The organism is Herbiconiux oxytropis, assembly GCF_024979315.1.
Taxonomy (GTDB): domain Bacteria; phylum Actinomycetota; class Actinomycetes; order Actinomycetales; family Microbacteriaceae; genus Herbiconiux; species Herbiconiux oxytropis.
Genome location: NZ_JANLCK010000008.1, coordinates 15,105 through 40,094 on the forward strand (window position 1 = coordinate 15,105; position 24,990 = coordinate 40,094).

A 24,990-nucleotide genomic window follows, 5' to 3' on the forward strand; every position below is an offset into this window, starting at 1 on the left:
TCCGAGAGGACCACCGAGCTCGGAACGGCTCACATCGGGGTCGAGGCGAAGCCGAGCCAGGTGTGACGGTTGCCTGCCCAGCACCAGCCCACCTTGGGAGCTCCGCGGCGACGGCGGCCATCGCGGCCGCTGCCGCCCGAGATCCAGATGGCCGGCGTGCGGGTGTCGAGCCCGTCGGCGATGCGCTTGCGCGATCCGATGGTCATGAAGCAGTGGCCGGGCTCGAGCAGGTCGGGCTGCTGCAGCAGCCAGCTGAGGCCTTCGTTGATGGTGAGGGGGCGGCGGCCGCGGGCGCGGAGCTCAGGCAGCGCCTCGTTCGGGGAGCGGTTGGCGAGGTCGTCGCCGCGCTCGATGCCGTGCACGAGGTAGAGGGGCTGCGCGGGGAGGTCGAGCTCGTCGAGGGGCGCGAAGTCGTCGAGGTCGGTCATGTCGGCCACCACGAATCCGCGCTTGCCGCCGCGGCTGAGCAGCGGCGCGAGGGCCGAGGGCGGCGCGATGCAGGGGTTGACGACGAGGATCGAGTCGGGGCGCGCTCGGAGCTTGCCCGCGTAGCTGCGGAGCTCCTCCGGGCTGACGCCCGCGGCCTCGGGCAGACCCAGGTCGATCAGGCGCGCGAGCTGTTCGGAGATGGTGGGGGTGCGGGTCGTGGCGTCGGTCGTGAAGGTCAAGGACATGGTGGTGCCTCTCGTGCCGGATGAACAGCCCAACGCCGAAGGGGCATCCGCTATTCCGGTTGAGAAGTGCACAGGAGACGGCAGCGGAGCTGCAGAGCGGCCCGGATGCCGTCAGGGGTGCGGTTTCGAACGTCGCGCGGCTAGGCGCCCGAGCCGCCGGGGCCCGCGGTGTCGGAGGTGCCGCGCGCGGCGTCCCTCGCGGCTGTGGCACCCGTGCTGCCCGTGCTCCCGGTGCCGTCGGCGTCGGGGTTCGGGCTGTCGGCGTGCTCGTCGGCGGAGGACTCCGGCTCGAGGCCCTCGCCGGCGACCGTCATCGCGTCGGGATCGTCAGGATCGGCCACACGCTGCTCGTAGGTGTACTCGTCGCGGTTCGGATCCCTGCCCTGGTCGGGCGCATCCTGGTCGGGCGCATCCTGGTCGGGCGCATCCGCGTCGTGGGCCGCCCCGTCGGGGGCTGCTGTGTCATCGTGGGCTGCCGCGTTCATGGGGCTCCGTTCGTCGTCGTGAGGTCTTTCGCGCGAGCCTACGACGGCGGGCGCGGGCGGCCCAGTCGATCCGGCGACAGGGGATTCCGTTCGGAGGCACCCCCACAACAGGGGGGTGCCACCCCTAGGATCGATATGTGTTGATCGACGCCGGTAGTGAGAGGTCCGCCTCTGACGGGTCGGATCCCGGTGCCGTTCTCGAAGCCGCCATGCGGGCCGAGGAGTGGCCCCTCGTGATCCGCATGCTCGACGAGCACTGGTCACTCCTCATCTCGACCCAGCCGGCCCTGCTCCGCGAGACGGTGCCGCGCCTTCCGCCGCACGTGCTCGCCGAGAACCCGCGGCTGGTCCTCGCCGTGGAGTATCTGCGGAGGCTCTCCAACGACCGCACCACGACCCGCTTCCGCGGTTCGGCTCCGCCGGCCCCACCCGTGAGCCTCATGGACACGCTCGCGCAGCTCACCAGCCACGCGGCGGTGGCGAGGGCCGACGGGCGGCTCGCCGAGGCCGTGGCCGCCGTCGACGAGGCCAGGTCGATCCTCGACGACAGCAACGCGAAGGCGCGCGACCAGCTCGCGCAGGGGCTGCCCGACCTCGAACTGCAGTGGGGGCTCGTGTGGGAGTACGCGGGAGACGCCGACCGCGCGGTGCAGGAGTACGTCGACTGCTTCGACGCCGCCCTCGTGGTCGGCAACACGATGATCGGAACCACCGCCGCCGCATCCGTCGCGTGGATCCACGCCCTCGCGGGCCGCGGCATCCAGGCCAGGCACTGGCTCGACCGCGTGACCGGCGACGAGGGTCAGTGGTGGTACCGCCGGGCCGTCATCCCGGCCCAGCTCGCACGGGCCCTCCTGCTCGTCGACGAGTTCCGCTTCGACGAGGCCCGCACGGTGCTCGCCGAGGTCGACCTCAAGGAGTACCCGGAGCGCTGGCCGTTCCAGAAGCTCCTGGCCGCCATGACCGCCACCGACCCCCTCGCGGCCTTCGAGCTCCTCACCCAGATCGACACGTCGTCGGCGGGCCTCCCGAGCAGGGTGATGAAGGAGGGCACGACGGGAGCGGTGGTCGCCATCGCACGCTCGTTCCTTCTCGCCACCTCGGGCCACGCCGTCGAGGCGCGCGCGGCGCTGCTGGCCCCGGACGCCGACCGCAGCACCCTGGCCGGCCAGATCCTGCTGTGCCTGCGCGCGGCCTCGGAGGCCCGTCTCGGCAACCACGTCACGGCGGCGCGCATGGTCTCGCCCCTGCACGGCCGATCCATCTCGTCACCGCGCACGGCGATCGCCGTGCTGGCGATCATCGCAGCCCACGAACTCCACGACGGCGACGAGCGGCAGGCCGGCGAACGGTTCGCCATGGCGGCGAGCCTGGCCACCACCAACCGCTCCTTCTACGCGCTCAGCATCCTGCCCGGCGACGATCTCGCGAGGCTCGCCTCGCTGACCCCCGAGACCCTGCCCGCACCGGTGCTCGCCACTCTGCGCGCCCTCGCCCCGGCCGGCGATGTCGACCCCTTCGCGCGGTTGAGCGGCAAGGAGCGCGAGGTGCTCGCCACCGTGCTGGCCCTCGACAGCGTGGCGCGAGCCGCCGAGCGCCTCTTCGTCTCGACCAACACCGTGAAGACCCAGCTGCAGAGCATCTACCGCAAGACGGGGGTCAACTCCCGGGCCGAGCTCAGCGACCTCGCCACTCGTCACGGGATGCACCCGGGCTCGCAGTGATGCAGGGAGCGCAGTGATCGCGGGCTGCGCTCAGAGCGCCTCGACATAGAGCCAGCGGCCGTCCTCCCGCACGAAGCGGCTGCGTTCGCGCACTTCGCCGCCGGGCGCGAAGCGGGCGCTGAACTCCACGACCCCCTCCGTGTCGAGCACGCCACCGGCGCTCCGGCCGAGGATGTCGAGGCGGTACCAGCGCACGTCGTCGTCGAGGTCGAGCGAGGCCGGGCGGGTGCTCGGATGCCAGCTCGCCAGCAGGTAGGCGGCATCGCCCACCGCGAAGGCCGAGTAGCGCGAGCGCATGAGCCGCTCCGCCGTGGGGGCGGTCGCCTCGCCCCGGTGGTACGGCGCACAGCACTCGCCGTAGGGCGATCCGCTCAGGCACGGGCACCGCACGGAATCGGCGATCGTCGTCATGCGCCCATTATCGAGCCTAGGCTTGGCGCGTGGTGGAGACGGGGACCGGTGCGGCGGTGCAGACGGGTGCCCGGGCCGCGGCGCAGACGGGTGTGCTCGAGCGGCCCGACGGCGTGCGCATCGCGTGGGAGTCCATCCCACCGGCGGTCCCGCAGCCGGCAGCGCCGCCCACGGTGCTGCTCGTGCACGGCTTCGCCTCGAGCCGCTCGGGCAACTGGCTGCGCACGCGCTGGGCCGAGCCGCTCACCGAGGCCGGGTTCCGGATGCTGACCCTCGACCTGCGCGGCCACGGCGAGAGCTCGAAGCCGCGAACCCTCGCCGCCTACGCGCTGCCCCGCTTCCGTGACGACCTGCTCGCCGTGCTCGACGCAGCCGGAGCGCCCTCGGCGCACGTGATCGGCTACTCGCTCGGCGCGCGCCTGGCCTGGGACCTCGCCCTCCGCCATCCGCACCGCGTGCTCTCGCTCGTGCTCGGCGGTGCTCCCGTGCAGGGCTCCTTCGCCGGTTTCGACCACACCGCGGCGCTCGCCGTGCTCGCGGGGCCGCGAGACCTGGCGGGTGCTGCGGATCCCGGCACGCTCGATCCGGAGACCGCCCGCTACCTGCGGATGGCGGCGACGGTCGCCGGCAACGACCCGCACGCGCTCGTGCGCCTCGCCGAGGCCGTGCGCCGGAGCCCGTTCGTGCCGGAAGCCCGCGTTCCCGCCCAGCCGATGCTGTTCGTCACGGGCGCCGACGACGGCATCGCTCCCGCGGTGCGCGCCCTGGCGGAGCGGCTCCCGCACGCCACGGCGCTCGAGCTCCCCGGCCGCGACCATGTGAGCGCCGTCACCTCGCGGGTGTTCAAGCAGGCGGCGGTGGAGTTCCTGCAGGCCCCGTCACGGCAGCTCGCCGCTTCGCCCGGCGCTGCACCACCTGGATCGGTCCGAGCAGCAGCAGGAGGAAGAGCGAGTACAGCCCGAGATCCGGGACGATCTGGGAGACGATGAGCGCGGTCGTGAGCATGGCCAGCGCGATCAGCGACGGCACCAGGGTGAGGGTGCCCCGCACCTCGGGAGCCTGCAGCTCGGGATGCCTCATGACGATCCACTGCGACAGGCACGCCGTGGCGCTCGTGAGCACCATCGTGCCGATGTAGAGCAGCACGGTCGCCTGCGAGGTGTTGCCTCCCTGCGCCATGAGCTCGGTGGGGAACGGCAGGAACACGATCGTGAGCAGCCAGAAGAGGTTGACCCAGAGCAGCGCCGAGTTGTAGCCGATGTACTGCTCGAAGGAGCGGTGGTGGGCCAGCCAGAAGCGGCCGATCACCGCGAAGCTGACGACGAACACCAACAGGCTCGCGCCGTCGCGCTCGATCAGCTCGGCGAGATCGACCGTCGCCAGGTCCTTCGCGCTGTCGACGAGGGGCAGGATGAGCAGGGTGATCGCGATCGCGACGACGGCGTCGCTGAAGTTGACCAGCCGGTCGAATCCGCGCTCCGTGTGCATCTGCCCATTATCGCCAGGCGCGCGGGAATGCCCGAGCACCTCGAGGCGTTGCACGCTAAAGTATTTAGCAGGGGGTAACCATCTCAGACCGCAACAGTGATGACCGGAACAGCGAGCACCGCACCATAGAGCTGGGTGTCGACACGGCAGCCACGCCCTGGCTGACCGATGCTCAGCGAGCGCGCCTGCGCCGCCCCATCAGCCAGCGCGGCGTGGTCTTCACGCTCGCCTTCACGGGTCTCGTCACCGCGTTCATGATGACGCTGCTCACCCCGCTCGTGCCCTCCCTCCCCGCCATCTTGAACGTCTCGGCCGAGGACTCCCAGTGGGCGGTCACGGTCACCCTGCTCGCGGCGGCGGTCGCCACGCCCATCGCGGGCCGGCTCGGCGATCTCTACGGCAAGCGCCGCATGGTGCTCATCCTCCTCGTCCTCGTGCTCGCGGGCTCGGTGGTCGCCTTCTTCGCCGACGGGCTGCTCCCGCTGATCGTCGGCCGCGCGCTGCAGGGGGCGGGCATCGGCGTGATCCCGCTCGGCATCAGCATCCTGCGCGACGTGCTGCACCGCGATCGCCTCGGCGGCGCCGTGGCACTCGTGAGCGCCACCCTCGGCGTGGGCGGTGCGGTGGGCCTGCCGGTGGCGGCCGCCATCTCGCAGTACCTCGACTGGCACTTCCTGTTCGTGCTCTCGGGACTGCTCGCGGCCGTGGGCTTCGTGCTCGTGCTCGTGTTCATCCCGGTCAGCACCCTGCGCGCCTCCGGCACCTTCGACGTGCTCGGCGCGATCGGACTCGGGGTGGCGCTCGTGGGCATCCTCCTCGGCATCTCCAAAGGCAACAGCTGGGGCTGGGACAGCCCCCTGACACTCGGCTGCCTGGGTGGTGGTCTGCTGGTGCTCCTCGCTTGGGGCGTGTTCGAACGGCGCATCTCCAGCCCCTTGATCGACCTGCGCGTCGCAGCCCGGCGCACGGTCCTGCTGACCAACCTCGCCTCCGTGACGGTGGGCTTCGCCTTCTTCGCGAGCACCGTGGTGCTGCCGCAGCTGCTCGAGGCGCCGCCGGAGACCGGAGTGGGACTCGGGCAGCCGATGCTCGTGGCGAGCCTGTGCCTCATGCCCTCCGGGCTCGTGATGTGGGCGATGTCACCCCTCGCCACGCGCCTCACCCGCGCGCGAGGCGCCCGCACGAGCCTCGTGCTCGGCATCGCGGTGATCGCGGTGGCCTACCTCATCGCGGTGTTCCTGATGACCGAGATCTGGCACATGGTGCTCATCGCCACGGCCGTCGGCGCGGGGGTCGGCTTCGCCTACGCGGCCATGCCGACCCTCATCATGGCGGCCGTGCCCGCCACCGAGACCGCCGCGTCGAACAGCCTCAACTCGGTCATGCGCACGCTCGGCTCCACGCTCGCGAGTGCTGTGCTCGGAGTCGTGCTCGCCTCGCACCTGATCGGTTCGGGCGAGACCGCCACGCCGAGCTCAGACGGGTTCCAGCTCGCCTTCATCATCTCGGGGGCGGCCGCCGTGGCCGGCGTGCTGATCGCCGTGTTCATCCCACGTCATCACCGCGCCTACACCAAGGCGAGCCTCCCGGATGCGGACGACACCCGGGCTGCCGACCTCTCAAAGGCCGGCGACCGCTAGACCGCCGCGATCCGCCAGGAGGCGGTGGTGCTGCCGCCGACCGGGATGACGATGAGGTCGAGCCCCGAGTTGAACGCATCCGGAGCGCACGTCATCGGCTCCACTGCGAGCCCCAGGCGGGGCCGCACCGGATCGGAGTCCGCCGTGTGGATCTGCACCCAGCCGCACTCGCGGCCGAAGGTCACCTGCACGCCCGTGCCACCCGGATCCGTCACCGTCACGGTCGCGGTGCCCTCGGCATCCCGGCGCCGGTCGAGCCCCGTGAACGCGTGGTCGATGGCGGTGTCGCCGAGCGGGCGGGGCTCCCGGAAGTCGAAGGCGCCGCCCTCGTCGACCTCGACGCTCGTGACCTGGAGGGGGATGAGGCGGTCGGGAGTCACGGCGAGCACGTCGTCGGCGGGCAGCGACAGCGTCCACTCCTCGAGCGGTGCGGGGCCGGCCACGAGGTACGGATGCGGCCCGGTCCCGTACGGGGCGGGCTCCCGGCCGGTGTTCGTGGCCGTCACGGTCTGCTGCAGTCCCTCGTCGTCGAGGCGGTAGGTCACCTCGAGCGCGATCCGGTGCGGGTAGCCGGCCTGGGCCGGGACGACGGCGGCGAAGACGACCTCGTCGACCTCGCGGCTCACGACCTCGTAGTCGAGCCAGCAGGCGAGGCCGTGCAGCGCATGGCCGCGGTCGGGCTCGGTGATCGAGAGCTGCCGCTCGGCGCCGGCGAACGAGTAGCGGCCGTCGACCACGCGGTTCGGCCACGGCGCGAGGGTCACACCGCGGTAGGCGGGGCGCACCTCGTCGGCGTCGAAGGGCACCACCAGGTCGCGGGCCTCGTGCTGCAGCACGCGCAGGCTCGCGCCGACACTCGCGAGCGAGGCGCGGTAGGCGCCGTGCTCGAGGTCGACACGGGTGCCGGAGAGGGGGTGGGCGGATGCGGTCACGTCGGCTCCTTCGGGGGCGGTTCGCCTCCACGCTAGCGGCTCGCCAGGCCGCCGCGGTTCCTGGCCGTCGGGAGGCCGTCGCGGTAGCCTGAATAGGTCCTGGACGCCGCAGAGAAGAGGAATCACTCATGACCGACGAGAACAAGCCCCCGGTTCCGCCGCAGTACCAAGCCGCGCCGCCCGTGAACCAGTACCCGCAGGGTGGCCAGCAGGGTTACGGCCAGCAGGGCTACGGCCAGCAGCCCGCCACCGTGCCAGGCAAGACGCTCGGCCTCGTCGGCATGATCATCTCGATCGTGTCGTTCTTCATCGTGCCGTTCATCGGCCACATCGCCGGCATCATCGTCAGTGCCATCGCCAAGTCGCAGTCGAAGAAGGGCGGAGTCGAGAAGAACACCCCCGCCACGGTCGGCATCGTGCTGGGTGTGATCGGCGTCGTGCTCAGCATCATCGGCATCATCATCTTCGTCGTGGTGATCGCCGCCGTGGTCGGCCAGTGCGGCGACCTCGGCCCGGGCACCCACGTCATCGACGGAGTCACCTACACCTGCAGCTGATAGCGCACCGAGCCGCCCGGGCCCGCATCCCACGTCACATTCAGACGCACGGATGCGGGCCCGAACTATTGTGGAAGGCGTACGCCCACCACTCGAGAAGGATCCGCTCCCATGGCAGCTCGCATCTACGACGACGTCACCGCTCTGGTCGGCCGCACGCCCCTCGTGCGCATCAACCGTCTCGCCGAGGGGGCCGGAGCCACGGTTCTCGGCAAGCTCGAGTTCTACAACCCCGCCAACAGCGTGAAGGACCGCATCGGCGTGGCCATCGTCGACGCGGCCGAGAAGTCGGGCGAGCTGCGGCCAGGCGGCACCATCGTGGAAGGCACGAGCGGCAACACCGGCATCGCGCTCGCGATGGTCGGCGCCGCCCGCGGCTACAAGGTCGTCCTCACCATGCCCGAGACCGCGTCGGCCGAGCGCCGTGTGGTGATGCGCGCCTACGGCGCCGAGCTCGTGCTGACCCCGGGCTCCGAGGGCATCAAGGGCGCTCTCGCCAAGGCCGACGAGATCGTGGCCTCGACTCCCGGCGCCATCCTCGCCCGGCAGTTCGAGAACGAGGCGAACCCCGCCGTGCACCGCGCCACGACGGCCGAGGAGATCTGGGCCGACACCGACGGCGCGGTCGACATCTTCGTGGCCGGCATCGGCACGGGCGGCACCATCACGGGCGTCGGCCAGGTGCTGAAGGAGCGGAAGCCCGGCGTGCAGGTCGTCGGCGTCGAGCCGCTCGACTCGCCGCTGCTCACCCAGGGGGTCGCGGGCCCCCACAAGATCCAGGGTATCGGCGCCAACATCGTGCCGCCCATCCTCGACCGCGAGGTCTACGACGAGATCATCGACGTGAGCCTCGACGACTCGCTCGACACCGCCCGCCGTCTCGCGAGCGAGGAGGGCATCATGGCCGGGATCTCCTCCGGCGCCATCCTGTGGGCCGCCATCGAGGTCGCGAAGCGCCCGGAGAACGCCGGCAAGACGGTCGTCGCCGTGGTGTGCGACCTGGGTGAGCGCTACATCTCGACCCCGCTGTGGGCGGGGCTCGCCGACTGAGCCGGGCGCTGTGCAGCTGACGGTGAGCGCGTGAGCGCGCTGCGGCGGATCGTGCGGCGCGTCCGCGAGGACGTTCGTGCCGCCCGCGAGCACGATCCCGCCGCCAGGAGCTCCCTCGAGATCGTGCTCGGCTACCCCGGCGTGCACGCGGTCTGGATGCACCGCATCGCCCACCGCTGGTGGCGGAGCCCTGGCCTCGCTCTTCCCGCGCGCCTGCTCTCGCAGGTCGCACGGTTCCTCACCGGTGTCGAGATCCACCCCGGTGCCCGGATCGGCCGCCGCCTCTTCATCGACCACGGCATGGGAGTGGTGATCGGCGAGACCGCGGTCATCGGCGACGACGTCATGCTCTACCACGGGGTGACCCTCGGCGGCCGCAGCACCCGGCGCGAGAAGCGGCACCCCACTCTCGGCGACCGCGTGGTGGTGGGAGCCGGGGCCACCATCCTCGGCCCCGTCGTGATCGGCGCCGATGCGAGCGTGGGCGCCGGCGCGGTCGTGGTGAAGGATGCGCGGCCGGGTGCCGTGCTCGTCGGCATCCCCGCCCGGGACATCACCCACCTGCCGGCCCATTCGGCCGAGTCCAGCCCCGAATCGCAGCCGCCTCGCCGCGAGTCCCTCACCGATCCGGCCTTCTACCTCGATCCGGCGATCTACATCTGACGCTTCCGTCAGCCTGCCATCGACCGGTGTCGGGGGTCATGTGTACGCTGTTCACATGACTGCAGACCAGACCGTCCAGGAGCACTGGAAGCGCAACGTCGCGCTGTTCCTCAGCGGGCAGACCGTCTCGCTCTTCGGCTCCATGATCGTGCAGTACGCGGTCATGTGGTATGTGACGTTCGAGACCAGGTCTGGCCTCGCCGTCGCGCTCTACGCGGTCGCGGCGTTCCTGCCGCAGGGGGTCGTGTCGATCTTCGGCGGAGTGCTCGCCGACCGCATGAACCGCAGGGTCCTCGTCATGCTGGCCGACGGCACCATCGCCGCCGTCACGCTCGTGCTCGCCTTCCTCATGCTCAACGGGGTCACCGATCTCTGGATCATCCTGCTCGCGGTCGCGGCCCGCTCCATCGGGGCGGGGGTGCAGACCCCGGCGGTGCAGGCGATGATCCCGCAGATCGTGCCCGAGGCGCAGCTCATGCGGGTCAACGGGCTGTTCCAGACCATCCAGTCCGCCATGGCGCTGCTCGCGCCCGCGGCCGCCGGTGCCGTGTTCGGTCTCTTCGGCATCGTGCCGGTGTTCTTCATCGACGTCGTCACCGCGGTCATCGGGATCGTCTTCCTCGCCTTCGTGGCGGTGCCCACCCTCGCCACGATCGCCGAGAAGACCTCGAGCTACCGGGAAGACCTCGTGGAGGGCATGCGCTACATCTGGACGCACCGGATCGTGCGCTGGCTGCTCGTCGTCTTCGCCATCATCTTCCTGCTCACCGTGGCGCCCTCGTTCATCACGCCGCTCATGGTGGCGCGGAGCTTCGGCAGCGAGGTGTGGATGGTGACCGTGCTCGAGGTCGCCTTCAGCATCGGCATGATGCTCGGCGGCGTGCTCGTGTCGACCGTGCTGGCCAAGCGCAGCCGGATCGGCCTCATCATCGGCTCCACCTTCGGGTTCGCCGTCGCGAACGTGGGGCTCGGCCTGAGCCCGAACCTCTGGGTGTTCTACGCCTTCATGTTCGTATTCGGCCTCGGAGTGCCCCTGTTCTCGGCGCCGTTCATGACCCTCGTGCAGGAGACGGTCGATCCCGACAAGCACGGTCGTGTCTTCAGCTACGTCGGCATCGTGATGGCACTCGCGACACCCATCGGCATGACCGTGTTCGGCCCCCTCGCCGACGTCATCAGCGTGCAGCTGCTGCTCATCATCGGAGGGGTCGCCACGGTGGTCGTCATGGTGGTGGCCATCCTGCTGCCGTCGGGCCGCGCCGCCATCCGCGCCGCGAACGCCACGCAGCACACGGATGGGGGCGAGCAAGACGGCAAGGGGGTGCCGGAAGGGGCCGCGGTGGAGCAGGCTCAGATGCATGACCGATGAAGCCCGCACTCCCGCCGCACGCCGCCCACCGGGGGTGAGCGACGAGACGGTCGCCGCCCTCGGCAAGCTCTCCGAGGCGTTCGAGGTGGTGGAGCAGGCCCGCGGCATGCTCTACGGGTTCCATCGCCTCACCGGCACGGCCGACCTCGCGCTCGGTGAGGCGGTCGAGGGGCTCCGCGCTGCGGGCCACGGGGCGCTCGCCGACCAGATCGACCGCACGCTCGTGGGCCGCAATGTGCTCGAGGGCCGCTGGACCTTCCAGATCGTCGAGGAGTACGACGCGGGCTACTACGCCGCCTTCCGCGCCGCCGACCAGTCCGCCCGTGAGGCACTCGCCGACGGGCGCCGGCACATCTTCGAGGCCGAGATGAAGGAGGCGCGCCGCACCCACGGCGAGCCCGGGCACGAAGCCCGGCCGTAAGAGGCCGATCGTCGGAGCTACCGCTCCTGGGGCTCCTGCCCGTCGAGCACGTCGCGGAGGGCCACCGCGGCGTCGATCAGGGCGAGGTGGCTGAGCCCCTGCGGCAGGTTCCCGAGGAACGAGTGGTCCTCCGCCGAGATCATCTCGGCGTAGAGCCCCACGTCGTTCGCCAGCGCGACGAGCTCGTCCATCCGCAGCCGGGCCTCGTCGGCGCGGCCGAGCCGGGCGAACGCCTCCACCAGCCAGAAGGCGCAGGCCACGAAGGTGCCCTCCTCCTCCGACATCCCGGAGTAGCGATAGAGCAGCGGGCCGGCCGAGAGCTCCTCGTCGATCCGGGCGACGGTCTGCTCGAGCCGCTCGCGGGGGCCGAAGTCGCGGGCCGCGTGCAGGAGGATCGACGCGTCGAGGGCCTCGGTGTCCGGATGCATCGTGTAGGCACCGCGCTCCGGCGACCAGGCCTCCTCGGCCAGCCACTCCTCGATCAGGGTGCGATTGCGGCGCCAGTGCTCGAGGTCGTCGTCGGTGGGCTTGATCTCGCCGATCGAGGCGAGGTGCAGGGCGTCGGTGATGGCCTGCCAGCAGCCGATCTTGCTCGAGGTGTAGTGGTGCTCCTCGGGCAGCTCCCACATGCCGGAGTCCTTCTTCTGCCAGTTGCGGCAGGCCGCGTCGGTGAAGGCCACGAGGAGCTCGCTCGTGCGCTCGTCGAGGATGTTGCCGGCCTCGACGTAGCGCCGCATGATGCCCACCACGTCGGCGAACACTCCGAGCTGCAGCTGGCTCGAGGCGTCGTTGCCCTCGACCACGGGCCCGATGCCCATCCAGCCCTCGGCCGTCACCTCGCGCACCTCGCCCTTGCCCGGGCCCTCCGGCACGGTGCCGTCGAGCTCGAAGAAGATGTGCAGGTCGCCGTCGAAGTCCTTGAGCGTCTTCAGCACCCACGACACGGCGGCGTGGGTCTCCTCGCGCAGACCGAAGCGGATGAGGGAGCCGACCGTGTAGGCGAGGTCGCGCACCCAGGCGAAGCGATAGTCGTAGTTCTTGCCGCCGAGCACGTTCTCCGGCAAGCCGGTCGTGGCGGCGGCGGCGATCGCCCCGGTGGGGCTGAAGATGAGCAGCTTGAGCGCGAGCGCGCTGCGCACCACCGCGTCGGACCAGGGGCCCTCATAGCCGAACTCGTCGAACCAGCCCTCCCAGCTCGCGACGGTACGGTCGATGCCCCGGTCGACGTTGTGGGGGTCCGGCACGTGGATGGGCTCGTCGTCGGTGCCGCATAGGGCGAACAGGTGACGGGATCCCGGCGCGGTCGTGAACGCTCCGAAGAACGACAGCGGGCCGTCCGGAAAGCCGTCGGAGGGCTCGTGCGGATCGAGCCTGCCGTGCTCGAAGCCCACGAGCACGAGGTCGATGTGACCGGCCCGCAGGATCGGACCGTGCACGGTGTCGACCCGCGTCACGGGCGCTCTGCCGGTGCCCATGGCGTCGCTGTCGCCGTCGCCGAAAATGCTCCCGGGCACGACGGCCCAGCGCATCGGCACCTCGCCCTCGACCCCGTCTATGCGGCGGGCGAGCTCGAGCCAGGGGAGTCGCCCGGCCACACCCGTCACCAGGGCGTCGGTCACGGTCACCGTGCCGGTCGAGGTGCGGAAGGTCGTGCGGAGCACGTTGCTCGAGCCCACGTACTCGCGGGAGGTCACGAAGTCATCCTCCTGCGGGCGCAGCTCGATCCGGCCACCGCCGGCCGCGTCGACGAGCCCGGCGAACACGGGCGGCGTGTGCAGGGCAGGCACGGGCATCCAGTCGACCTGTCCGTCGGAGGCGATCAACGCGACCGTGCGCCCGTCGCCGATCGCGGCGTAGTCGCGCAGGGGAAGATAGGCGCGCGACGGCGCGATGTCGGATCGGGTCACTCTCTCCTGACTACGCCCACTGGGCATCCCCGGCAAGCCCCGCGCGGCCGGGCAGACCCCGTCGTACGGTCGGGTGCATGGCTACGAACATGTACACCCCGCAGGATCCGACCACCCAGTACCCGCGCCCCCCGTTCCCTCCCCAGCAGCAGGAGGCACCCGGCGACGTGCGCGAGATGGACCCCGCTCCCGACCACGGTGAGACGAGCTACATCGGCAACGGCCGTCTGGCCGGGCGCAGGGCCCTCGTCACAGGAGCCGACTCCGGGATCGGTCGCGCCGTCGCCATCGCTTACGCCCGCGAGGGCGCCGACGTCGCCCTCAGCTACCTCCCCGAGGAGCAGGCCCAGGCCGAGGATGTGGCCGCTCTCATCGGGGAGGCCGGGCAGACTGCCCTGCTGCTTCCCGGAGATCTCCAGGACGAGGCGCAGAACGAGCGCGTGATCGCCGAGACCGTGTCGGCCTTCGGAGGCATCGACATCCTCGCCATCATTGCCGGGGTCATGCCCACCGTCGACAGCATCGACGACTTCGAGACCGAGCAGCTCGACCGGGTGCTGAAGACCAACATCTACCCGCTCTTCTGGCTCACCAAGGCGGCTTCGCCGCACCTGAAGCCCGGCGCCTCGATCGTGACCTGCTCGAGCATCCAGGGCTACGTGCCCTCGCCCTCGCTCGCCGAATACGCGGTCTCGAAGGCGGGGATCGCCAACTGGACCCGCGCCATGGCGCAGCAGCTCGCCGAGCGCGGCATCCGGGTCAACGGCGTGGCGCCCGGCCCCATCTGGACGCCGCTGCAGCCCTCGTCGGTGCCCAACGAGAAGATCGAGTCGTTCGGCGAGGACACGCCGCTCGGCCGGGCGGGCCAGCCGGTGGAACTCGCGCCGCCGTTCGTCTTCCTCGCCTCGCAGGAGTCGAGCTACGTCTCGGGCGAGACCGTGGCGGTCACGGGCGGAACGCCCACGCACTAGGCAGGACAACCAGGGCGCGGTCGGCGGCCCCCAGCTCACCACGCCCCGGGCGGCCAGCGCGCCGTCCGGGGCGAGTGCGCGAAGTAATGCCGCCTACTCCTCGTAGCCGAGGTTGTCGTTGAGGACCTCGACGTCGTCGTCGAAGACGGGGTCGACGTCCTCTTCGTCGGTCACGGTGGCGTCGTCGTCGATGTCCTCGGCCTCGCCGGGGTCGACCGACTCGGGGTCTTCGGGAATGGGGCTGTCGAGGATGTCCTCGTCGGCGCGGTCGATGGGATCGGACATGGTGTCTCCTCAGGTCGTGGCGTGCGGTTCCACCGTAGACACGATCGGGAGGCGGTGGCGAGCCGTCCCGCTCGGGGCGAGGCGGGAGTTCACTGGGGAGATGACCACAGACTCCGACGCCCGCACCGGCACCGCCCTCTTCCGGGCCCGATCGCTGTGGCGGAACGGGCGGGGGCCGATCCCCACCCAGCCCATCGTGCCGGGGATCGTCTACGACGACGTCGTGGTCGGCGCCGGCATCACAGGCCTCAGCACCGCGCTCATGCTCGCCGAGGCGGGGCGATCGGTCGTCGTGCTCGAAGCGGAGGACGTGGGCGCCCTCGCCACGGGCAACACCACCGGCAAGATCTCGCTGCTGCAGGGCAGCCGGCTCTCCACCATCCGCCGCCACCACTCAAAGCGGGTGCTCGAGGCCTACGTCGACAGCAACCGCGACGGCCAGGAGTGGCTGCTGGAATTCTGCGACCGTGCGGGCGTGCAGGTCGAGCGCCGCACGGCCTACAGCTACGCGCAGCACGCCGGGGGCGGATCGGCCTCGGCGGTGGAGGCCGAGCACCGTGCCGCCCGGGAGGCGGGCCTCGCGGCCACGATCGTGGAGGGCGGTCAGGAGATCGACGTGCCGTTCCCGTTCGCCTACGGCGTCGCGCTGCCGGGCCAGGCTCAGTTCGACGCCATGGAGGCGCTCGAGGCGCTCGCGGCGGCGTTCGTCGCGGCCGGCGGCCGCATCCACGACGGCACGCGCGTGCTGGGGGTCACCGCCTCCGACCCCTGCCGGGTGCGCACGACGCGCGGCGAGGTCGAGGGCCGCACGGTCGTGCTCGCCACGGCCACGCCCATCCTCGACCGCGGGCTCTACTTCTCCAAGACGCACGGCCTCCGCTCGTACGGAGCCTCATTCGAGGTGCCGGACGCCGGTGCGGACGGCCTCCCCGAGGGCATGTTCCTCTCGATCGGCGACGACGACCCGGATCGCTCCCGCTCGATCCGCACCGCGCCGGCCCGCCTGATCGGGCGCGACTCGGGCGACCTCCTCGTGCTCGGCGGCAACGGGCATCCGGTGGGCCGCCCGGGTGACTTCAGCGAGCAGGAGCGCCTCGACGACCTCGCCGAGTTCGCCCGGTCGCTCTACCCGGAGGCCCGGCTCACCCACAGCTGGTCGGCGCAGGACTACGAGTCGCACAACCTCATCCCGTTCGTCGGCCTCCTGCCGCGAGGTCGTGGCCGGGTCTACCTCGCCACGGGCTTCGCCAAGTGGGGGCTCACGAACGGTGTCGCGGCGGCGCTGCGGCTGCGCGACGAGATCCTGGGCGTGCCCCGGGACGAGCGCCGGCACTGGCATCGCGTGCTCGGCACCCGCATCACGAAGCCCGCCGACCTCGGCCGCGGGGCGAAGGAGGGTGCGACAGTCGGTGTCGCGATGACGCGCGGCTGGCTGGGCGCCTCGACGCGGCCGACCCCGGTTCGAAGGCCGGCCGAGCGGGAGGGTGTCGTGGCGGCCTCCCGGGGAGTGCCCGTGGGGATCTCGACGGTCGACGGGGTCACCTGCGCCGTGCGGGCCGTGTGCCCGCATCTCGGAGGTGTGCTCGAGTGGAACGACGCCGAGCGCAGCTGGGACTGCCCGCTGCACGCCTCGCGGTTCGCGGCCGACGGAGCGCGCATCGAGGGGCCGGCGGTGACGGACCTGCCGGTGCTGCCGCGCACGCGCTGAGGGCGGAGTGCTCTCCGTCCGTCCAGGCGCGCTCGATAGCATTCGGACATGACGCGAGCGGGCACGGAGTCCCTGATCCGGCAGACCACGGCGGGGGCCGTGCGCGGGATGCGGGAGCGCAAGCGCGACCCCCGCGACCGGGAGGCCACGGGTCACGCCGATCCGGGCCGCACGGTGCTGAGCTGGAAGGGCATCCCCTTCGCGGCGGCTCCCGTCGCCCCCCTCCGCTTCCGGCGGCCGCAGCCCCCTGAGCCCTGGGAGGGCACGCGCCTCGCCACCCGCTTCGGGCCGATGGCGCCCCAGCGCGTGCTCAAGTCGATGGAGGTCGTGCCGGGGGTCGCCATCTCGGAGGACTGCCTCACCGTCAACGTCTGGGCGCCCGCGGGCGCTCTGCCGGGGTCGAAGCCCGTGATGGTGTGGATCCACGGCGGCGGGTACTTCCAGGGCTCCACGGCGCAGCGCTTCTACGACGGCCGCAACCTCGCCTCCGAGGGCGACGTCGTGGTGGTGAGCCTCAACTACCGGCTCGGGGTGATCGGGTTCGTCGACTTCACGACGGTCGCTGAGAGCCCGGCGTTCGACTCCAACCTCGGCCTCCGCGACCAGATCGCCGCCCTCGAGTGGGTGCGCGAGAACGTCGCCGCGTTCGGCGGTGATCCGGGCAACGTCACGCTGTTCGGGGAGTCGGCCGGGGGAGCGTGCGTCATCGCACTCATGGCGTCCCCGCTCGCCGACGGCCTCTTCCACCGCGCCATCGCGCAGAGCGCCCCCGTCACGAGCGTCTACGGCCGCGACCGGGCGGCCGCCGTCGCCCGTCGCTTCCTCGACATCGTGGGCATCGAGCCCGCCGACGCCCACCGGCTGCAGGAGCTCGATCCGTTCGCCCTCGTCGACGCCGGGGGCGAGCTCGTGCACGAGGTCTCCGGCCAGGTGCCGGGAACGCTCGCGCTCGCGCCGGTGCACGGCGACGACGTGCTGCCGGAGTACCCGCTCACGGTCTTCCGCGAGGGGCGGGCCCCGCGCATCCCGCTCATCATCGGCACCAACCGCGACGAGTCGTCGTTCTTCAAGCTCATGCGCTCGCCGCTGCTGCCGATCACGCCCGAGGCGGTGAAGCAGATGTTCCTCGAGATCGCCAGTGACCGGCCCGAGTTCGAAGACGCCGCCGAGCGCATCACCGCCGCCTACCCCGCCTACCCGCGCCGGTCGACCCCCGCCGAGGTCTCGCGCGACGCCGGGTTCCGGATGCCCTCCATCTGGCTGGCCGAGGCGCACAGCCGCCACGCGCCCACCTGGATGTACCGCTTCGACCACGCCACACCGCTCCTGCGGATCACCGGCATCGGGGCCACGCACGCGGCCGAGCTCGCCTACGTCTTCGGCTCGTTCGCTCCCTGGGGCAAGGATCTCGTGTTCCGGCTCGGCGGCCGGGCCGAGGCCCTGCGGGTGAGCGAGCGCATGCAGGCGCACTGGCTCGCGTTCGCGCGCACGGGGGTTCCGGACGACCGGTCCGCGCTCGAGGCGGTCGGGATGGGTGAGGCACCGTGGCCGCCCTACGACGAGGCGACGCGCAGCACCCTCATCATCGACCGTGAAGACGTGATCGAGCACGATCCCGACGGTGCCGTGCGTGAGGCCTGGGGCCCGGAGATCGTCGCATTCCGCTGATCGGGCGTCACCGTGCTATTCATGGAGCATGGTCGCCGAGCAGTTCATCACCCCGTTCTGGCTCGACCTCGCCGCCACGGGCCTCGGCAGCGTGCAGGGTGCGATGTTCGCGGCCCAGTTCAAGGACAGCCGGCTCGACCTGCTGGGAGTCGGCGTCATCGGCCTCGTGGCGGGAACCGGCGGCGGCATGCTCCGCGACCTGCTGCTCAACCAGACCCCGGTGTCGCTGTCGAACAACTGGTTCATCCCCGTCGCCGTGCTCGCCGCCCTCGTGGGCATGCTGCTCGAGCGCCTGTTCTCGCGGCTCAACGTCGCCATCACCATCCTCGACGCCGTGAGCCTCGGTCTCTTCTGCGCCATCGGAACGAGCAAGGCGCTCGCCCTCGGGCTGCCCATGGTGCCCGCGATCTTCGTGGGCATGGTGGCCGCGGTGGGGGGAGGCATCCTGCGCGACATGCTGCTCGGGATGCCGATCGGCGTCATGCACGTCGGCTCCCTCTACGCCGTGGCGGCGGGCGCCGGGGCGGTGTTCCTCGCCGTGTCGACGGCAGCCGGGATGACGATCGAGTTCGGCGGGGTCGGCTGCGTGATCGTGACCACGGTCATCCGGCTGCTCGCGGTGCGCTTCGGCTGGAGCCTGCCCGAGCAGCGCGCCATCAGCACGCTGAGACGCCTGCGACTGCGCCGCAGGTCGGGCGACTGAACCCGCGCCGAATCCGCACTGAACGTTTTCGCATCGCGGCCCGTTGACCCGGAATGAGGACGACGGCGGCTCCGAGGTGTCACAGAGAACGCATCGACCCCTCGGAGTGGCCTGCCAGCCTCGATCAATACGTTCGAATCCGTCACCGACCGACCGACCGACCGCAGCACGACAGGGAGCATCATGAACATCCGCCACAAGAAGATCGCCCTCGCCTCGATGACCGGCCTGTCCATCGGCGTCGCCCTCGCCGGGTGCGCCACCGACACCACCGCCTCCACCGCCGACAGCGACTCCGCACCCACGAGCGCGGCCACGAGTGCGCCGAGCACCCCGGCCGGCACCCCCGCTCCCACCGGCGCATCGGATGCGCCCGCGGAGGCTTCAGGCGCCTACACCGACGGCACCTACGAGGCCACCGGCAGCTACACCTCGCCCAACGGCCAGGAGGAGGTCGACGTCTCGATCACGCTCGAGAGCGACATCATCACCGCCGTGACCGTGACCCCCGAGGCCACCAACCCCAACTCCGTCAACTACCAGAACCAGTTCGCCGACGGCATCGCGGCGGTCGTGGTCGGCCAGAGCATCGACGAGATCGAGGTCTCGCGCGTGGCGGGCTCGAGCCTCACCAGCGGTGGCTTCAACGAGGCCGTCGAGACCATCAAGAGCGAGGCGTCTTAGCGGTGGCCGGCCCGGCGGCGTCCGTCTTCGCGTTCGAGGCGATCGGCACCTCGTGGCAGATCGAGACCCCGGTGCCGCTCGGCCCCGCTGAGCAGAGCGCCGTGCTCTCGCGCATCGAGGAGTTCGACCGCGTGTACTCGCGCTTCCGCGGCGACTCGCTCGTCACGGCGATCGCCTCGGCCGAGGCGGTGGGCAGCTACGAGTTCCCGGCCGACTCCGACGTGCTGTTCGAGCTCTACGACCGGCTCGCGGCGGCCACGGCCGGTGCCGTCGACCCACTCGTGGGGCGCGACCTCGAACTGCTGGGGTACGACCGCGACTACTCGCTGCGGCCGGCGCCGAGCCCTGCGCCGAACCCTGCGCTGAGACCAGTGGCGGGCGCATCCGCGCGCGCCACCTGGACCGCCGATGTCGCCCGTCGCGGCCGCACGCTCACTACGGCGCCCGCGGTGATCGACGTGGGCGCCGCCGGCAAGGGCTACCTGGTCGACCTCGTGGCGGGCGTGCTGCGCGAGCACGGCCGCACCGAGTTCGTGGTGGATGCCAGTGGCGACCTCGTGCACGCGGGCCCGGCATCCGTGCGGATCGGCCTGGAGCATCCGCTCGACCCCACGAAGGCCATCGGGGTCGCGACCCTGCAGAACGCCTCGCTCTGCGCATCCGCGAGCAATCGCCGCGCCTGGGGCGACGGGCTCCACCACATCGTCGACGGCCGCACGGGCAGCCCGGCCCGCGAGGTGATCGCCACCTGGGTCGTGACGAACGGCACCGGAGCGGCCCCCACGGCCCTCGCCGACGGGCTCGCCACCGCCCTCTTCTTCACCGGCGCGCACCGCCTCGCCGAGACATTCCACTTCAGCTATGTACGCATGTACGCCGACGGCCGCGCAGAGATCTCGCGCGACTTCCCAGGGGAGCTCTTCACATGAAAGCACGACTCGACACGCTGATCGGCCGCGTCACGATGTACAACCTCATCGTGGGTGTGCTCGTCGCCATCGCGGCGGTCGCGCTCATCGGCAGCCTCGCGGGGCAGATCTTCTACAGCCCGCTCGCGCTGCTGGCGAGCATCGCGGTGGCCGTCATCGCCACGGTCATCTCGAGCTGGCTCTTCGCGCGGCTGTTCCGCACAGCGCCGCACCTGCCGTCGGCGGTCATCACCGGGCTGCTGATCTTCTTCGTCTTCATCCCCACCGCCGAGCCCGGCGGCCTCGCGCTGCTCGCGCTCGCGGCGGTCGTGGCGTCGGCGTCGAAGTTCCTCATCGCCATCCGGGGCCGGCATCTGCTGAACCCGGTGGCGGCCGCCGCGGTCGTCATGTCGGTCACCACGCTCAACCCCTCGGGCTGGTGGGTGGCGACACCGCTGCTGCTGCCGTTCGTGGCCATCGGTGCGTTCCTCGTGCTGTACCGCACGCGCAAGCTCACGCTCGGCGTCGGGTTCATCGTCGTGGCGACCGTGCTCATCACGGGGCGCATGCTCATGCTCGGAACCCCGGTGCTCGATGCGCTGTGGCTCGCCGTGGGGTCGTTCCCGGTGGTCTTCCTCGCCGGCTTCATGCTGAGCGAGCCGCTCACCCTGCCGCCGAGGCGGTGGCAGCAGTTCGTCGTGGCGGGGGTGGTGTCCGTGCTGCTGTCGATCCCCTTCCAGATCGGGCCCGTCTACTCCTCGCCCGAGATCGCTCTCGTGGTGGGCAACATCGTGGCGTTCGTCTTCGGGCAGCGGCGCGGCGTGCGGATGCGCTACCTGGGATCGCGGGCGCTGACTCCCACGAGCGCGGCATTCGACTTCGAGCCGACGGCGCCGGTGCGGTTCGTGCCGGGGCAGTACCTCGAGCTGACGCTGCCGCACCGGAAGGTCGACTCGCGGGGCACGCGCCGCATGTTCAGCATCGCGTCGGGTGCGTCGGCCGTGACTGCTCCGCTCAGTGTGGGAGTCAAGCTCTCGGATCCGTCGAGCTCGTTCAAGACGGCGCTCGTGGGTCTCGAACCGGGTGCGTCGGTGCGGGCGACGTGGGTGGGCGGCGACTTCCTGCTGCCGGCCGACACCTCCGTTCCGCTGCTGCTCGCGGCCGGCGGCATCGGTGTCACCCCGTTCGTGTCGCAGCTCCTGGGGCGCGAAGGCGGGTCGAGGCCGTCCGACGTGGTGCTGGTGTACTCGGTGTCAGGGCCCGACGAGCTCGCTTTCCTTCCCGGCCTCGCGGCCACGGGCATCCGGGTGCTCGTCACGGCGCCGACGCGGCCGGAGGGGCTGCCCGAGCACTGGGAGTACCTCGGCCCGGGCCGGGTGACCGCCGAGCTGCTGCGCACGGCGGTGGGCGATGTGACGTCGCGGCGCGCCTACGTGTCGGGTCCTCCCGGCTACGTCGACCACGTCTCCGCCGAGCTCCGCAAAGCCGGCGCCCGTCGCATCCGCACGGACCAGTTCGCCGGGTACTGAGCGACGACACCCACCCCGGTTGTCGGGGGTCATCCTGCGCGGCGGGCCCTCACGACCAGCGGCACGACCCTCACGAACACCACCATGCCCACGAGCTCGACGAGGGTCTGTGTCACGACGGCCAGCGGCGCCAGCGCGTAGCCCTCGGGCAGCGCGAGGGCGATCGGCAGCACGACGAGCGAGTTGCGGGTCGTGCCGCTGAAGACGACGGCGCGGCTGCGCGGCACCCCCAGCCGTGCGGCGCGCCCCGCGCCGATCCCCACCGCGAGCATGATCACGAGGAACGCGACGTAGAGCGGCACCACGCGTGCCAGGGCTCCGACCTCGGCCCCGACCGCCGCGATCTGCGAGCACACGACCACGGCGAGCGTGGCCGCCATCGCGGGAACCATCGCCGCCGCCCCCGCCGCGATGACCCCCTGGGCGACGCGTGCAGCCGGGCCTGTGGCCCGAACCCCGTCACCGGGCGTCGGTCGCCGTGCACCGCGCGCCACCACCTGCACGACCGCGGCCGCCACGAGCGGCACCACGATGAGGAGCACGAACGCACGCACGAACGGTTCGACCTCGAGCGGTGCAGCACGGCCGCCGGCCACCGCCTCGCCGGGGGTCAGCGCCGAGAAGAGCGCGAGATACGCGGGGAGCAGCACGATCTGCGCGAGCATGAGCAGCGGTGTGGCCGCGAGCAGCCGGGCGCGGTCGCCGCCCACGAGTCCGGTGAAGGCGATCACGTAGTCCACACACGGTGTCAGCAGCACGAGCAGAACCCCGATCAGGAGCGCGGGGTCGTCGGCCACGAATCGCGACAGCCCGAACACCACGATGGGCACGACCGCGAAGTTCAGCACGAGCAGTGTGCCGAGGAATCGCCCATCCCGGAACGCGTGTCCCACCGCCGCGAGCGGCACCCCGAGGAACGTCGCGAACAGCAGCACCATGAGCAGTGGCTCGATCGCCGCTCCCGCGACGTCAGCCGCGGGCCCTGCGCCGACCGCGAGCCCCACGCCGGCTCCGACCGCGATGGCGCCCACGTACACCGCCACCTGACGACGATCCCACCACCCCACGACCCCCGGCACGCCCCCAGCCTAAGCGCGCCACCCGCGACCCCATCCCCTCACCGACGTGACATTAGACGCGCCCACATCGCTCGACGTGACACATCTTGTGTCAAGTGGGCGAGGAGGGCAGGGCCGAGCCGGGCGCCCCTATCGGATCGTCGCGTACGCATCGAGCGCCGCCGCCCGCGAGGCCTTCAGGTCGACCATCGGCGCCGGGTACGCTTCCGTGCCGAGCTCGGGCACGTAGCGCGCCACGTACTGCCCCGCCGCATCGAACTTCGACGCCTGCAGCTCGGGGTTGAACACCCGGAAGTACGGCGCCGCATCCGGCCCCGACCCCGCCACCCACTGCCAGTTGAGCGCGTTCGACGCGGGATCCGCGTCCACGAGCGTGTCCCAGAACCACGCCTCGCCCACCCGCCAGTCGACCCGCAGGTTCTTCACCAGGAACGACGCGGTCACCATCCGCACCCGATTGTGCATCACCCCCGTCTGCCAGAGCTCCCGCATGCCGGCGTCGACGAGCGGGATGCCGGTGCGTCCCTTCTTCCAGCGCTCGAGCTCCGAATCGGGCAGCGACTGCCACGGGAACCGGTCGAACTCCGGCCGCATGTTCTCGGTCGTGATGGAGGGCAGATGGAACAGCAGATGATAGGCGAACTCCCGCCAGACGAGCTGCCGGAGGAACGCCGACGACCCTGCCGCCGCCCCCGAGCCCGCCCCGCGCCTGGCCCGGTGCCTGTCGACCGCCTGCCACAGCTCGAACGGACTGACCTCCCCGAACCGCAGGTGCGGCGAGAGCCCGGAGGTGCCGTCCTCGGCCGGGAGGTCCTGCTCGTCGGGGTAGTCGTCGATCCCCGAGCGGAGGAACGCGCTCAGCCGCTCGTGCGCCCCCGCCGACCCCGGCCGCCACCGCTCGCGGATCCCCCCGGCCCAGTCGGGCGCAGTGGGCAGCAGCCCCCACGAGGCGAGCTCGTCCGAGTCGAGCCGTCGGCCCTGCAGCCCGTCCTCTGCCGTCGGGGCCGGCAGCGGTGCGCGCGGGGCCGGTTTCGCGAGCACGGCACGGTAGAAGGGCGTGAACACCTTGTACCACCCGCCCTGCCCCGTCAGCACGGTCCACGGCTCGGCGAGCAGCGACCCCTGGAAGCTCTCGACCTCGAGCCCGGCCTCCCGCAGCGAGCTCTTCAGCGCGGTGTCGACGGTGCGCTCGGCCTCGCCGTAGCGCCGGTTCCACAGCACGGCGGTGGCCTCCGTCTCCGAGACCGCGGCGTGCACCACCGCTTCGGCCGGCCCGCGACGCAGGGTGAGAGCGAGGCCCACCTCGCCGAGCTCGGCCGCGAGCGCCTCGAGACTGTGGTGCAGCCACCACCGCGAGGCGGCCCCCAGGGGCCGGATGCCGGAGCTCTCGTCGTCGAGCACGTACAGCACCACGATCGGGTCGCCCCGCCGCACGGCCTCGTGCAGCGCGGGATTGTCGCGCACCCGCAGGTCATCGCGCAGCCAGACGATCGTGGTGGGGGAGGAGCTCATCCCCCCAGTCAACCCGACCGTCGCCGATCCCGCCCGCACGTGCACGCAGCCAGGCGCATCCGCTTCGGCACCCCGCCCGACGCCGGCCGACCCTACTGCCCCGCGACCCCCGTGCGCAGCTTGTCGCAGAGCCGCGCGAGCAGCTCGAGCTCGTCGGGCGCGAGGTGCCCCGACATGTGCGCCGTGATCGACTCGGCGTGCAGCACCGCCGCCTTCCGGTACACGCTCACCCCGTGCTCGGTGAGCGCCACGAGCGTGCCGCGCCCGTCCGACGGATCACCGCACTTCTCCAGGATGCCGCGGGCCGCTAGCCGATCGACCAGCCGGCTGATCGAGGGCTGCGTGAGCAGCACCTTCTCGCCGAGGTCCCGGATGCGCAGCACCTTGTCCGGCTGGATGAACAGGTTGAACATGACGTCGTACTCGTTGAGCGACACGATGTCGGTGGGGAACTCGGCGGCCAGCTGCCGCATGACGGTGACCTGGGCGCGGAACAGCGACTCCCAGGCGGCCACGGGCGAGATCTCCGGCGACATCGCAGCTCCTGACACTCGGTGCAAAGGGATGGCCTACATTCTGGCACGGCCCAGCGGATGCGCCGGCTCACCGACTCGCCTGCACC

General features: G+C 71.5%; 24 protein-coding genes and 1 pseudogene. 15 read left to right on the forward strand and 10 right to left on the reverse strand.

Translation table 11 applies throughout. The features are described 5' to 3' along the window. Nucleotides 1–29 precede the first annotated feature (29 nt). Together N1028_RS13995 and N1028_RS14000 are read right to left on the reverse strand one after the other, a co-directional pair. Entirely contained in the window at nucleotides 30–674 is a 645-nt protein-coding gene (locus N1028_RS13995) for a DUF5701 family protein (protein ID WP_259529985.1), read from the reverse strand. Between the two features lie 140 nt (nucleotides 675–814). Beyond that, on the reverse strand, nucleotides 815–1,159 hold the full coding sequence (locus tag N1028_RS14000) for a hypothetical protein (protein WP_259529986.1): 345 nt from the start codon (nucleotides 1,157–1,159) through the stop codon (nucleotides 815–817). 137 nt (nucleotides 1,160–1,296) lie between these two features. On the opposite strand from N1028_RS14000, the gene N1028_RS14005 reads away from it, so the two are divergent. Beyond that, entirely contained in the window at nucleotides 1,297–2,883 is a 1,587-nt protein-coding gene (locus N1028_RS14005) for a helix-turn-helix transcriptional regulator (RefSeq protein ID WP_259529987.1), read from the forward strand. Nucleotides 2,884–2,913: 30 nt separating this feature from the next. On the opposite strand, the gene N1028_RS14010 is transcribed toward N1028_RS14005, so the two are convergent. Next, entirely contained in the window at nucleotides 2,914–3,294 is a 381-nt protein-coding gene (locus N1028_RS14010) for a YchJ family protein (protein WP_259529988.1), read from the reverse strand. 29 nt (nucleotides 3,295–3,323) lie between these two features. Between N1028_RS14010 and N1028_RS14015 the strand changes: the two genes are divergently transcribed. Further along, nucleotides 3,324–4,283 (forward strand): alpha/beta fold hydrolase, encoded by a 960-nt coding sequence (locus N1028_RS14015; RefSeq protein ID WP_259529989.1) that lies wholly within the window; start codon nucleotides 3,324–3,326, stop codon nucleotides 4,281–4,283. Nucleotides 4,284–4,500: 217 nt separating this feature from the next. On the opposite strand, the pseudogene N1028_RS14020 reads toward N1028_RS14015, so the two are convergent. Continuing rightward, nucleotides 4,501–4,782 (reverse strand): annotated as a pseudogene (locus N1028_RS14020) (TMEM175 family protein); the annotation flags it as partial. Between the two features lie 212 nt (nucleotides 4,783–4,994). Between N1028_RS14020 and N1028_RS14025 the strand changes: the two are divergent. Further along, nucleotides 4,995–6,422, forward strand: coding sequence for an MFS transporter (locus N1028_RS14025; RefSeq protein WP_259529990.1), 1,428 nt, complete (start codon nucleotides 4,995–4,997; stop codon nucleotides 6,420–6,422). Here the strand turns inward: N1028_RS14025 and N1028_RS14030 are convergent. Then, on the reverse strand, nucleotides 6,419–7,354 hold the full coding sequence (locus N1028_RS14030; protein WP_259529991.1) for an aldose 1-epimerase family protein: 936 nt from the start codon (nucleotides 7,352–7,354) through the stop codon (nucleotides 6,419–6,421). The genes N1028_RS14025 and N1028_RS14030 overlap by 4 nt on opposite strands. Before the next feature lie 128 nt (nucleotides 7,355–7,482). Between N1028_RS14030 and N1028_RS14035 the strand changes: the two genes are divergently transcribed. The 5 genes from N1028_RS14035 to N1028_RS14055 all read left to right on the forward strand — a co-directional run bounded on the left by N1028_RS14035 (nucleotide 7,483) and on the right by N1028_RS14055 (nucleotide 11,414). Next, nucleotides 7,483–7,911: a DUF4190 domain-containing protein gene (locus N1028_RS14035; RefSeq protein ID WP_259529992.1), complete on the forward strand. Its 429-nt coding sequence runs from the start codon at nucleotides 7,483–7,485 to the stop codon at nucleotides 7,909–7,911. A gap of 111 nt (nucleotides 7,912–8,022) precedes the next feature. Next, a complete protein-coding gene (cysK, locus tag N1028_RS14040; RefSeq protein ID WP_259529993.1) occupies nucleotides 8,023–8,961 on the forward strand; it encodes a cysteine synthase A in 939 nt (312 codons plus the stop codon). A 30-nt stretch (nucleotides 8,962–8,991) separates the two neighbouring features. After that, the gene (epsC, locus tag N1028_RS14045; RefSeq protein WP_259529994.1) at nucleotides 8,992–9,624 is read left to right on the forward strand and encodes a serine O-acetyltransferase EpsC; all 633 of its coding nucleotides are present in this window, start codon (nucleotides 8,992–8,994) and stop codon (nucleotides 9,622–9,624) included. A 55-nt stretch (nucleotides 9,625–9,679) separates the two neighbouring features. After that, nucleotides 9,680–10,993, forward strand: coding sequence for an MFS transporter (locus N1028_RS14050; RefSeq protein ID WP_259529995.1), 1,314 nt, complete (start codon nucleotides 9,680–9,682; stop codon nucleotides 10,991–10,993). After that, the gene (locus N1028_RS14055) at nucleotides 10,983–11,414 is read left to right on the forward strand and encodes a hypothetical protein (RefSeq protein ID WP_259529996.1); all 432 of its coding nucleotides are present in this window, start codon (nucleotides 10,983–10,985) and stop codon (nucleotides 11,412–11,414) included. Before N1028_RS14050 ends, N1028_RS14055 begins: the two co-directional genes overlap by 11 nt. Nucleotides 11,415–11,431: 17 nt before the next feature. Here N1028_RS14055 and N1028_RS14060 read toward each other — a convergent pair whose 3' ends face one another. Continuing rightward, nucleotides 11,432–13,348 (reverse strand): glycoside hydrolase family 15 protein, encoded by a 1,917-nt coding sequence (locus N1028_RS14060; protein ID WP_375163437.1) that lies wholly within the window; start codon nucleotides 13,346–13,348, stop codon nucleotides 11,432–11,434. A gap of 50 nt (nucleotides 13,349–13,398) precedes the next feature. On the opposite strand from N1028_RS14060, the gene N1028_RS14065 reads away from it, so the two are divergent. After that, the gene (locus tag N1028_RS14065; RefSeq protein WP_310795599.1) at nucleotides 13,399–14,292 is read left to right on the forward strand and encodes an SDR family oxidoreductase; all 894 of its coding nucleotides are present in this window, start codon (nucleotides 13,399–13,401) and stop codon (nucleotides 14,290–14,292) included. 93 nt (nucleotides 14,293–14,385) lie between these two features. Here the strand turns inward: N1028_RS14065 and N1028_RS14070 are convergent, their stop codons facing one another. Continuing rightward, the gene (locus N1028_RS14070; RefSeq protein WP_259529998.1) at nucleotides 14,386–14,577 is read right to left on the reverse strand and encodes a hypothetical protein; all 192 of its coding nucleotides are present in this window, start codon (nucleotides 14,575–14,577) and stop codon (nucleotides 14,386–14,388) included. 100 nt (nucleotides 14,578–14,677) lie between these two features. Here N1028_RS14070 and N1028_RS14075 point away from each other — a divergent pair, with 100 nt between their 5' ends. From N1028_RS14075 to N1028_RS14100, 6 genes are all read left to right on the forward strand, one after another. Next, nucleotides 14,678–16,285, forward strand: a complete 1,608-nt coding sequence (locus N1028_RS14075) for an FAD-dependent oxidoreductase (RefSeq protein WP_259529999.1) — start codon at nucleotides 14,678–14,680, stop codon at nucleotides 16,283–16,285. Nucleotides 16,286–16,333: 48 nt separating this feature from the next. After that, the gene (locus N1028_RS14080) at nucleotides 16,334–17,953 is read left to right on the forward strand and encodes a carboxylesterase/lipase family protein (RefSeq protein ID WP_259530000.1); all 1,620 of its coding nucleotides are present in this window, start codon (nucleotides 16,334–16,336) and stop codon (nucleotides 17,951–17,953) included. Between the two features lie 28 nt (nucleotides 17,954–17,981). Next, nucleotides 17,982–18,656, forward strand: coding sequence for a trimeric intracellular cation channel family protein (locus N1028_RS14085; RefSeq protein WP_259530001.1), 675 nt, complete (start codon nucleotides 17,982–17,984; stop codon nucleotides 18,654–18,656). Nucleotides 18,657–18,839: 183 nt separating this feature from the next. Continuing rightward, complete coding sequence (locus tag N1028_RS14090) at nucleotides 18,840–19,340, forward strand: FMN-binding protein (protein ID WP_259530002.1); 501 nt, start codon at nucleotides 18,840–18,842, stop codon at nucleotides 19,338–19,340. A gap of 2 nt (nucleotides 19,341–19,342) precedes the next feature. Next, entirely contained in the window at nucleotides 19,343–20,269 is a 927-nt protein-coding gene (locus tag N1028_RS14095; protein ID WP_259530003.1) for an FAD:protein FMN transferase, read from the forward strand. Continuing rightward, a complete protein-coding gene (locus N1028_RS14100) occupies nucleotides 20,266–21,777 on the forward strand; it encodes a ferredoxin--NADP reductase (RefSeq protein ID WP_259530004.1) in 1,512 nt (503 codons plus the stop codon). Before N1028_RS14095 ends, N1028_RS14100 begins: the two co-directional genes overlap by 4 nt. Before the next feature lie 29 nt (nucleotides 21,778–21,806). On the opposite strand, the gene N1028_RS14105 is transcribed toward N1028_RS14100, so the two are convergent. From N1028_RS14105 to N1028_RS14115, 3 genes are all read right to left on the reverse strand, one after another. After that, the gene (locus N1028_RS14105) at nucleotides 21,807–22,856 is read right to left on the reverse strand and encodes an arsenic resistance protein (protein ID WP_259530005.1); all 1,050 of its coding nucleotides are present in this window, start codon (nucleotides 22,854–22,856) and stop codon (nucleotides 21,807–21,809) included. Between the two features lie 129 nt (nucleotides 22,857–22,985). Beyond that, nucleotides 22,986–24,368, reverse strand: coding sequence for a cryptochrome/photolyase family protein (locus N1028_RS14110; RefSeq protein ID WP_259530006.1), 1,383 nt, complete (start codon nucleotides 24,366–24,368; stop codon nucleotides 22,986–22,988). A gap of 92 nt (nucleotides 24,369–24,460) precedes the next feature. Next, nucleotides 24,461–24,904 carry a MarR family winged helix-turn-helix transcriptional regulator gene (locus N1028_RS14115; RefSeq protein WP_259530007.1) on the reverse strand — a complete coding sequence of 148 codons (444 nt, stop codon included), beginning with the start codon at nucleotides 24,902–24,904 and terminating at the stop codon, nucleotides 24,461–24,463. Between the last annotated feature and the right edge of the window lie 86 nt (nucleotides 24,905–24,990).

Excerpts from the sequence above, each read along its gene's own strand:
- N1028_RS13995 (WP_259529985.1), bottom strand. The coding sequence starts at position 674 with ATGTCCTTGACCTTCACGACCGACGCCACGACCCGCACCCCCACCATC.
- N1028_RS14000 (WP_259529986.1), bottom strand. The coding sequence starts at position 1,159 with ATGAACGCGGCAGCCCACGATGACACAGCAGCCCCCGACGGGGCGGCC.
- N1028_RS14010 (WP_259529988.1), bottom strand. The coding sequence starts at position 3,294 with ATGACGACGATCGCCGATTCCGTGCGGTGCCCGTGCCTGAGCGGATCG.
- N1028_RS14035 (WP_259529992.1), top strand. The coding sequence starts at position 7,483 with ATGACCGACGAGAACAAGCCCCCGGTTCCGCCGCAGTACCAAGCCGCG.
- cysK (WP_259529993.1), top strand. The coding sequence starts at position 8,023 with ATGGCAGCTCGCATCTACGACGACGTCACCGCTCTGGTCGGCCGCACG.
- N1028_RS14050 (WP_259529995.1), top strand. The coding sequence starts at position 9,680 with ATGACTGCAGACCAGACCGTCCAGGAGCACTGGAAGCGCAACGTCGCG.
- N1028_RS14055 (WP_259529996.1), top strand. The coding sequence starts at position 10,983 with ATGACCGATGAAGCCCGCACTCCCGCCGCACGCCGCCCACCGGGGGTG.
- N1028_RS14060 (WP_375163437.1), bottom strand. The coding sequence starts at position 13,348 with ATGCCCAGTGGGCGTAGTCAGGAGAGAGTGACCCGATCCGACATCGCG.
- N1028_RS14065 (WP_310795599.1), top strand. The coding sequence starts at position 13,399 with ATGGCTACGAACATGTACACCCCGCAGGATCCGACCACCCAGTACCCG.
- N1028_RS14070 (WP_259529998.1), bottom strand. The coding sequence starts at position 14,577 with ATGTCCGATCCCATCGACCGCGCCGACGAGGACATCCTCGACAGCCCC.
- N1028_RS14075 (WP_259529999.1), top strand. The coding sequence starts at position 14,678 with ATGACCACAGACTCCGACGCCCGCACCGGCACCGCCCTCTTCCGGGCC.
- N1028_RS14080 (WP_259530000.1), top strand. The coding sequence starts at position 16,334 with ATGACGCGAGCGGGCACGGAGTCCCTGATCCGGCAGACCACGGCGGGG.
- N1028_RS14085 (WP_259530001.1), top strand. The coding sequence starts at position 17,982 with ATGGTCGCCGAGCAGTTCATCACCCCGTTCTGGCTCGACCTCGCCGCC.
- N1028_RS14090 (WP_259530002.1), top strand. The coding sequence starts at position 18,840 with ATGAACATCCGCCACAAGAAGATCGCCCTCGCCTCGATGACCGGCCTG.
- N1028_RS14100 (WP_259530004.1), top strand. The coding sequence starts at position 20,266 with ATGAAAGCACGACTCGACACGCTGATCGGCCGCGTCACGATGTACAAC.
- N1028_RS14110 (WP_259530006.1), bottom strand. The coding sequence starts at position 24,368 with ATGAGCTCCTCCCCCACCACGATCGTCTGGCTGCGCGATGACCTGCGG.
- N1028_RS14115 (WP_259530007.1), bottom strand. The coding sequence starts at position 24,904 with ATGTCGCCGGAGATCTCGCCCGTGGCCGCCTGGGAGTCGCTGTTCCGC.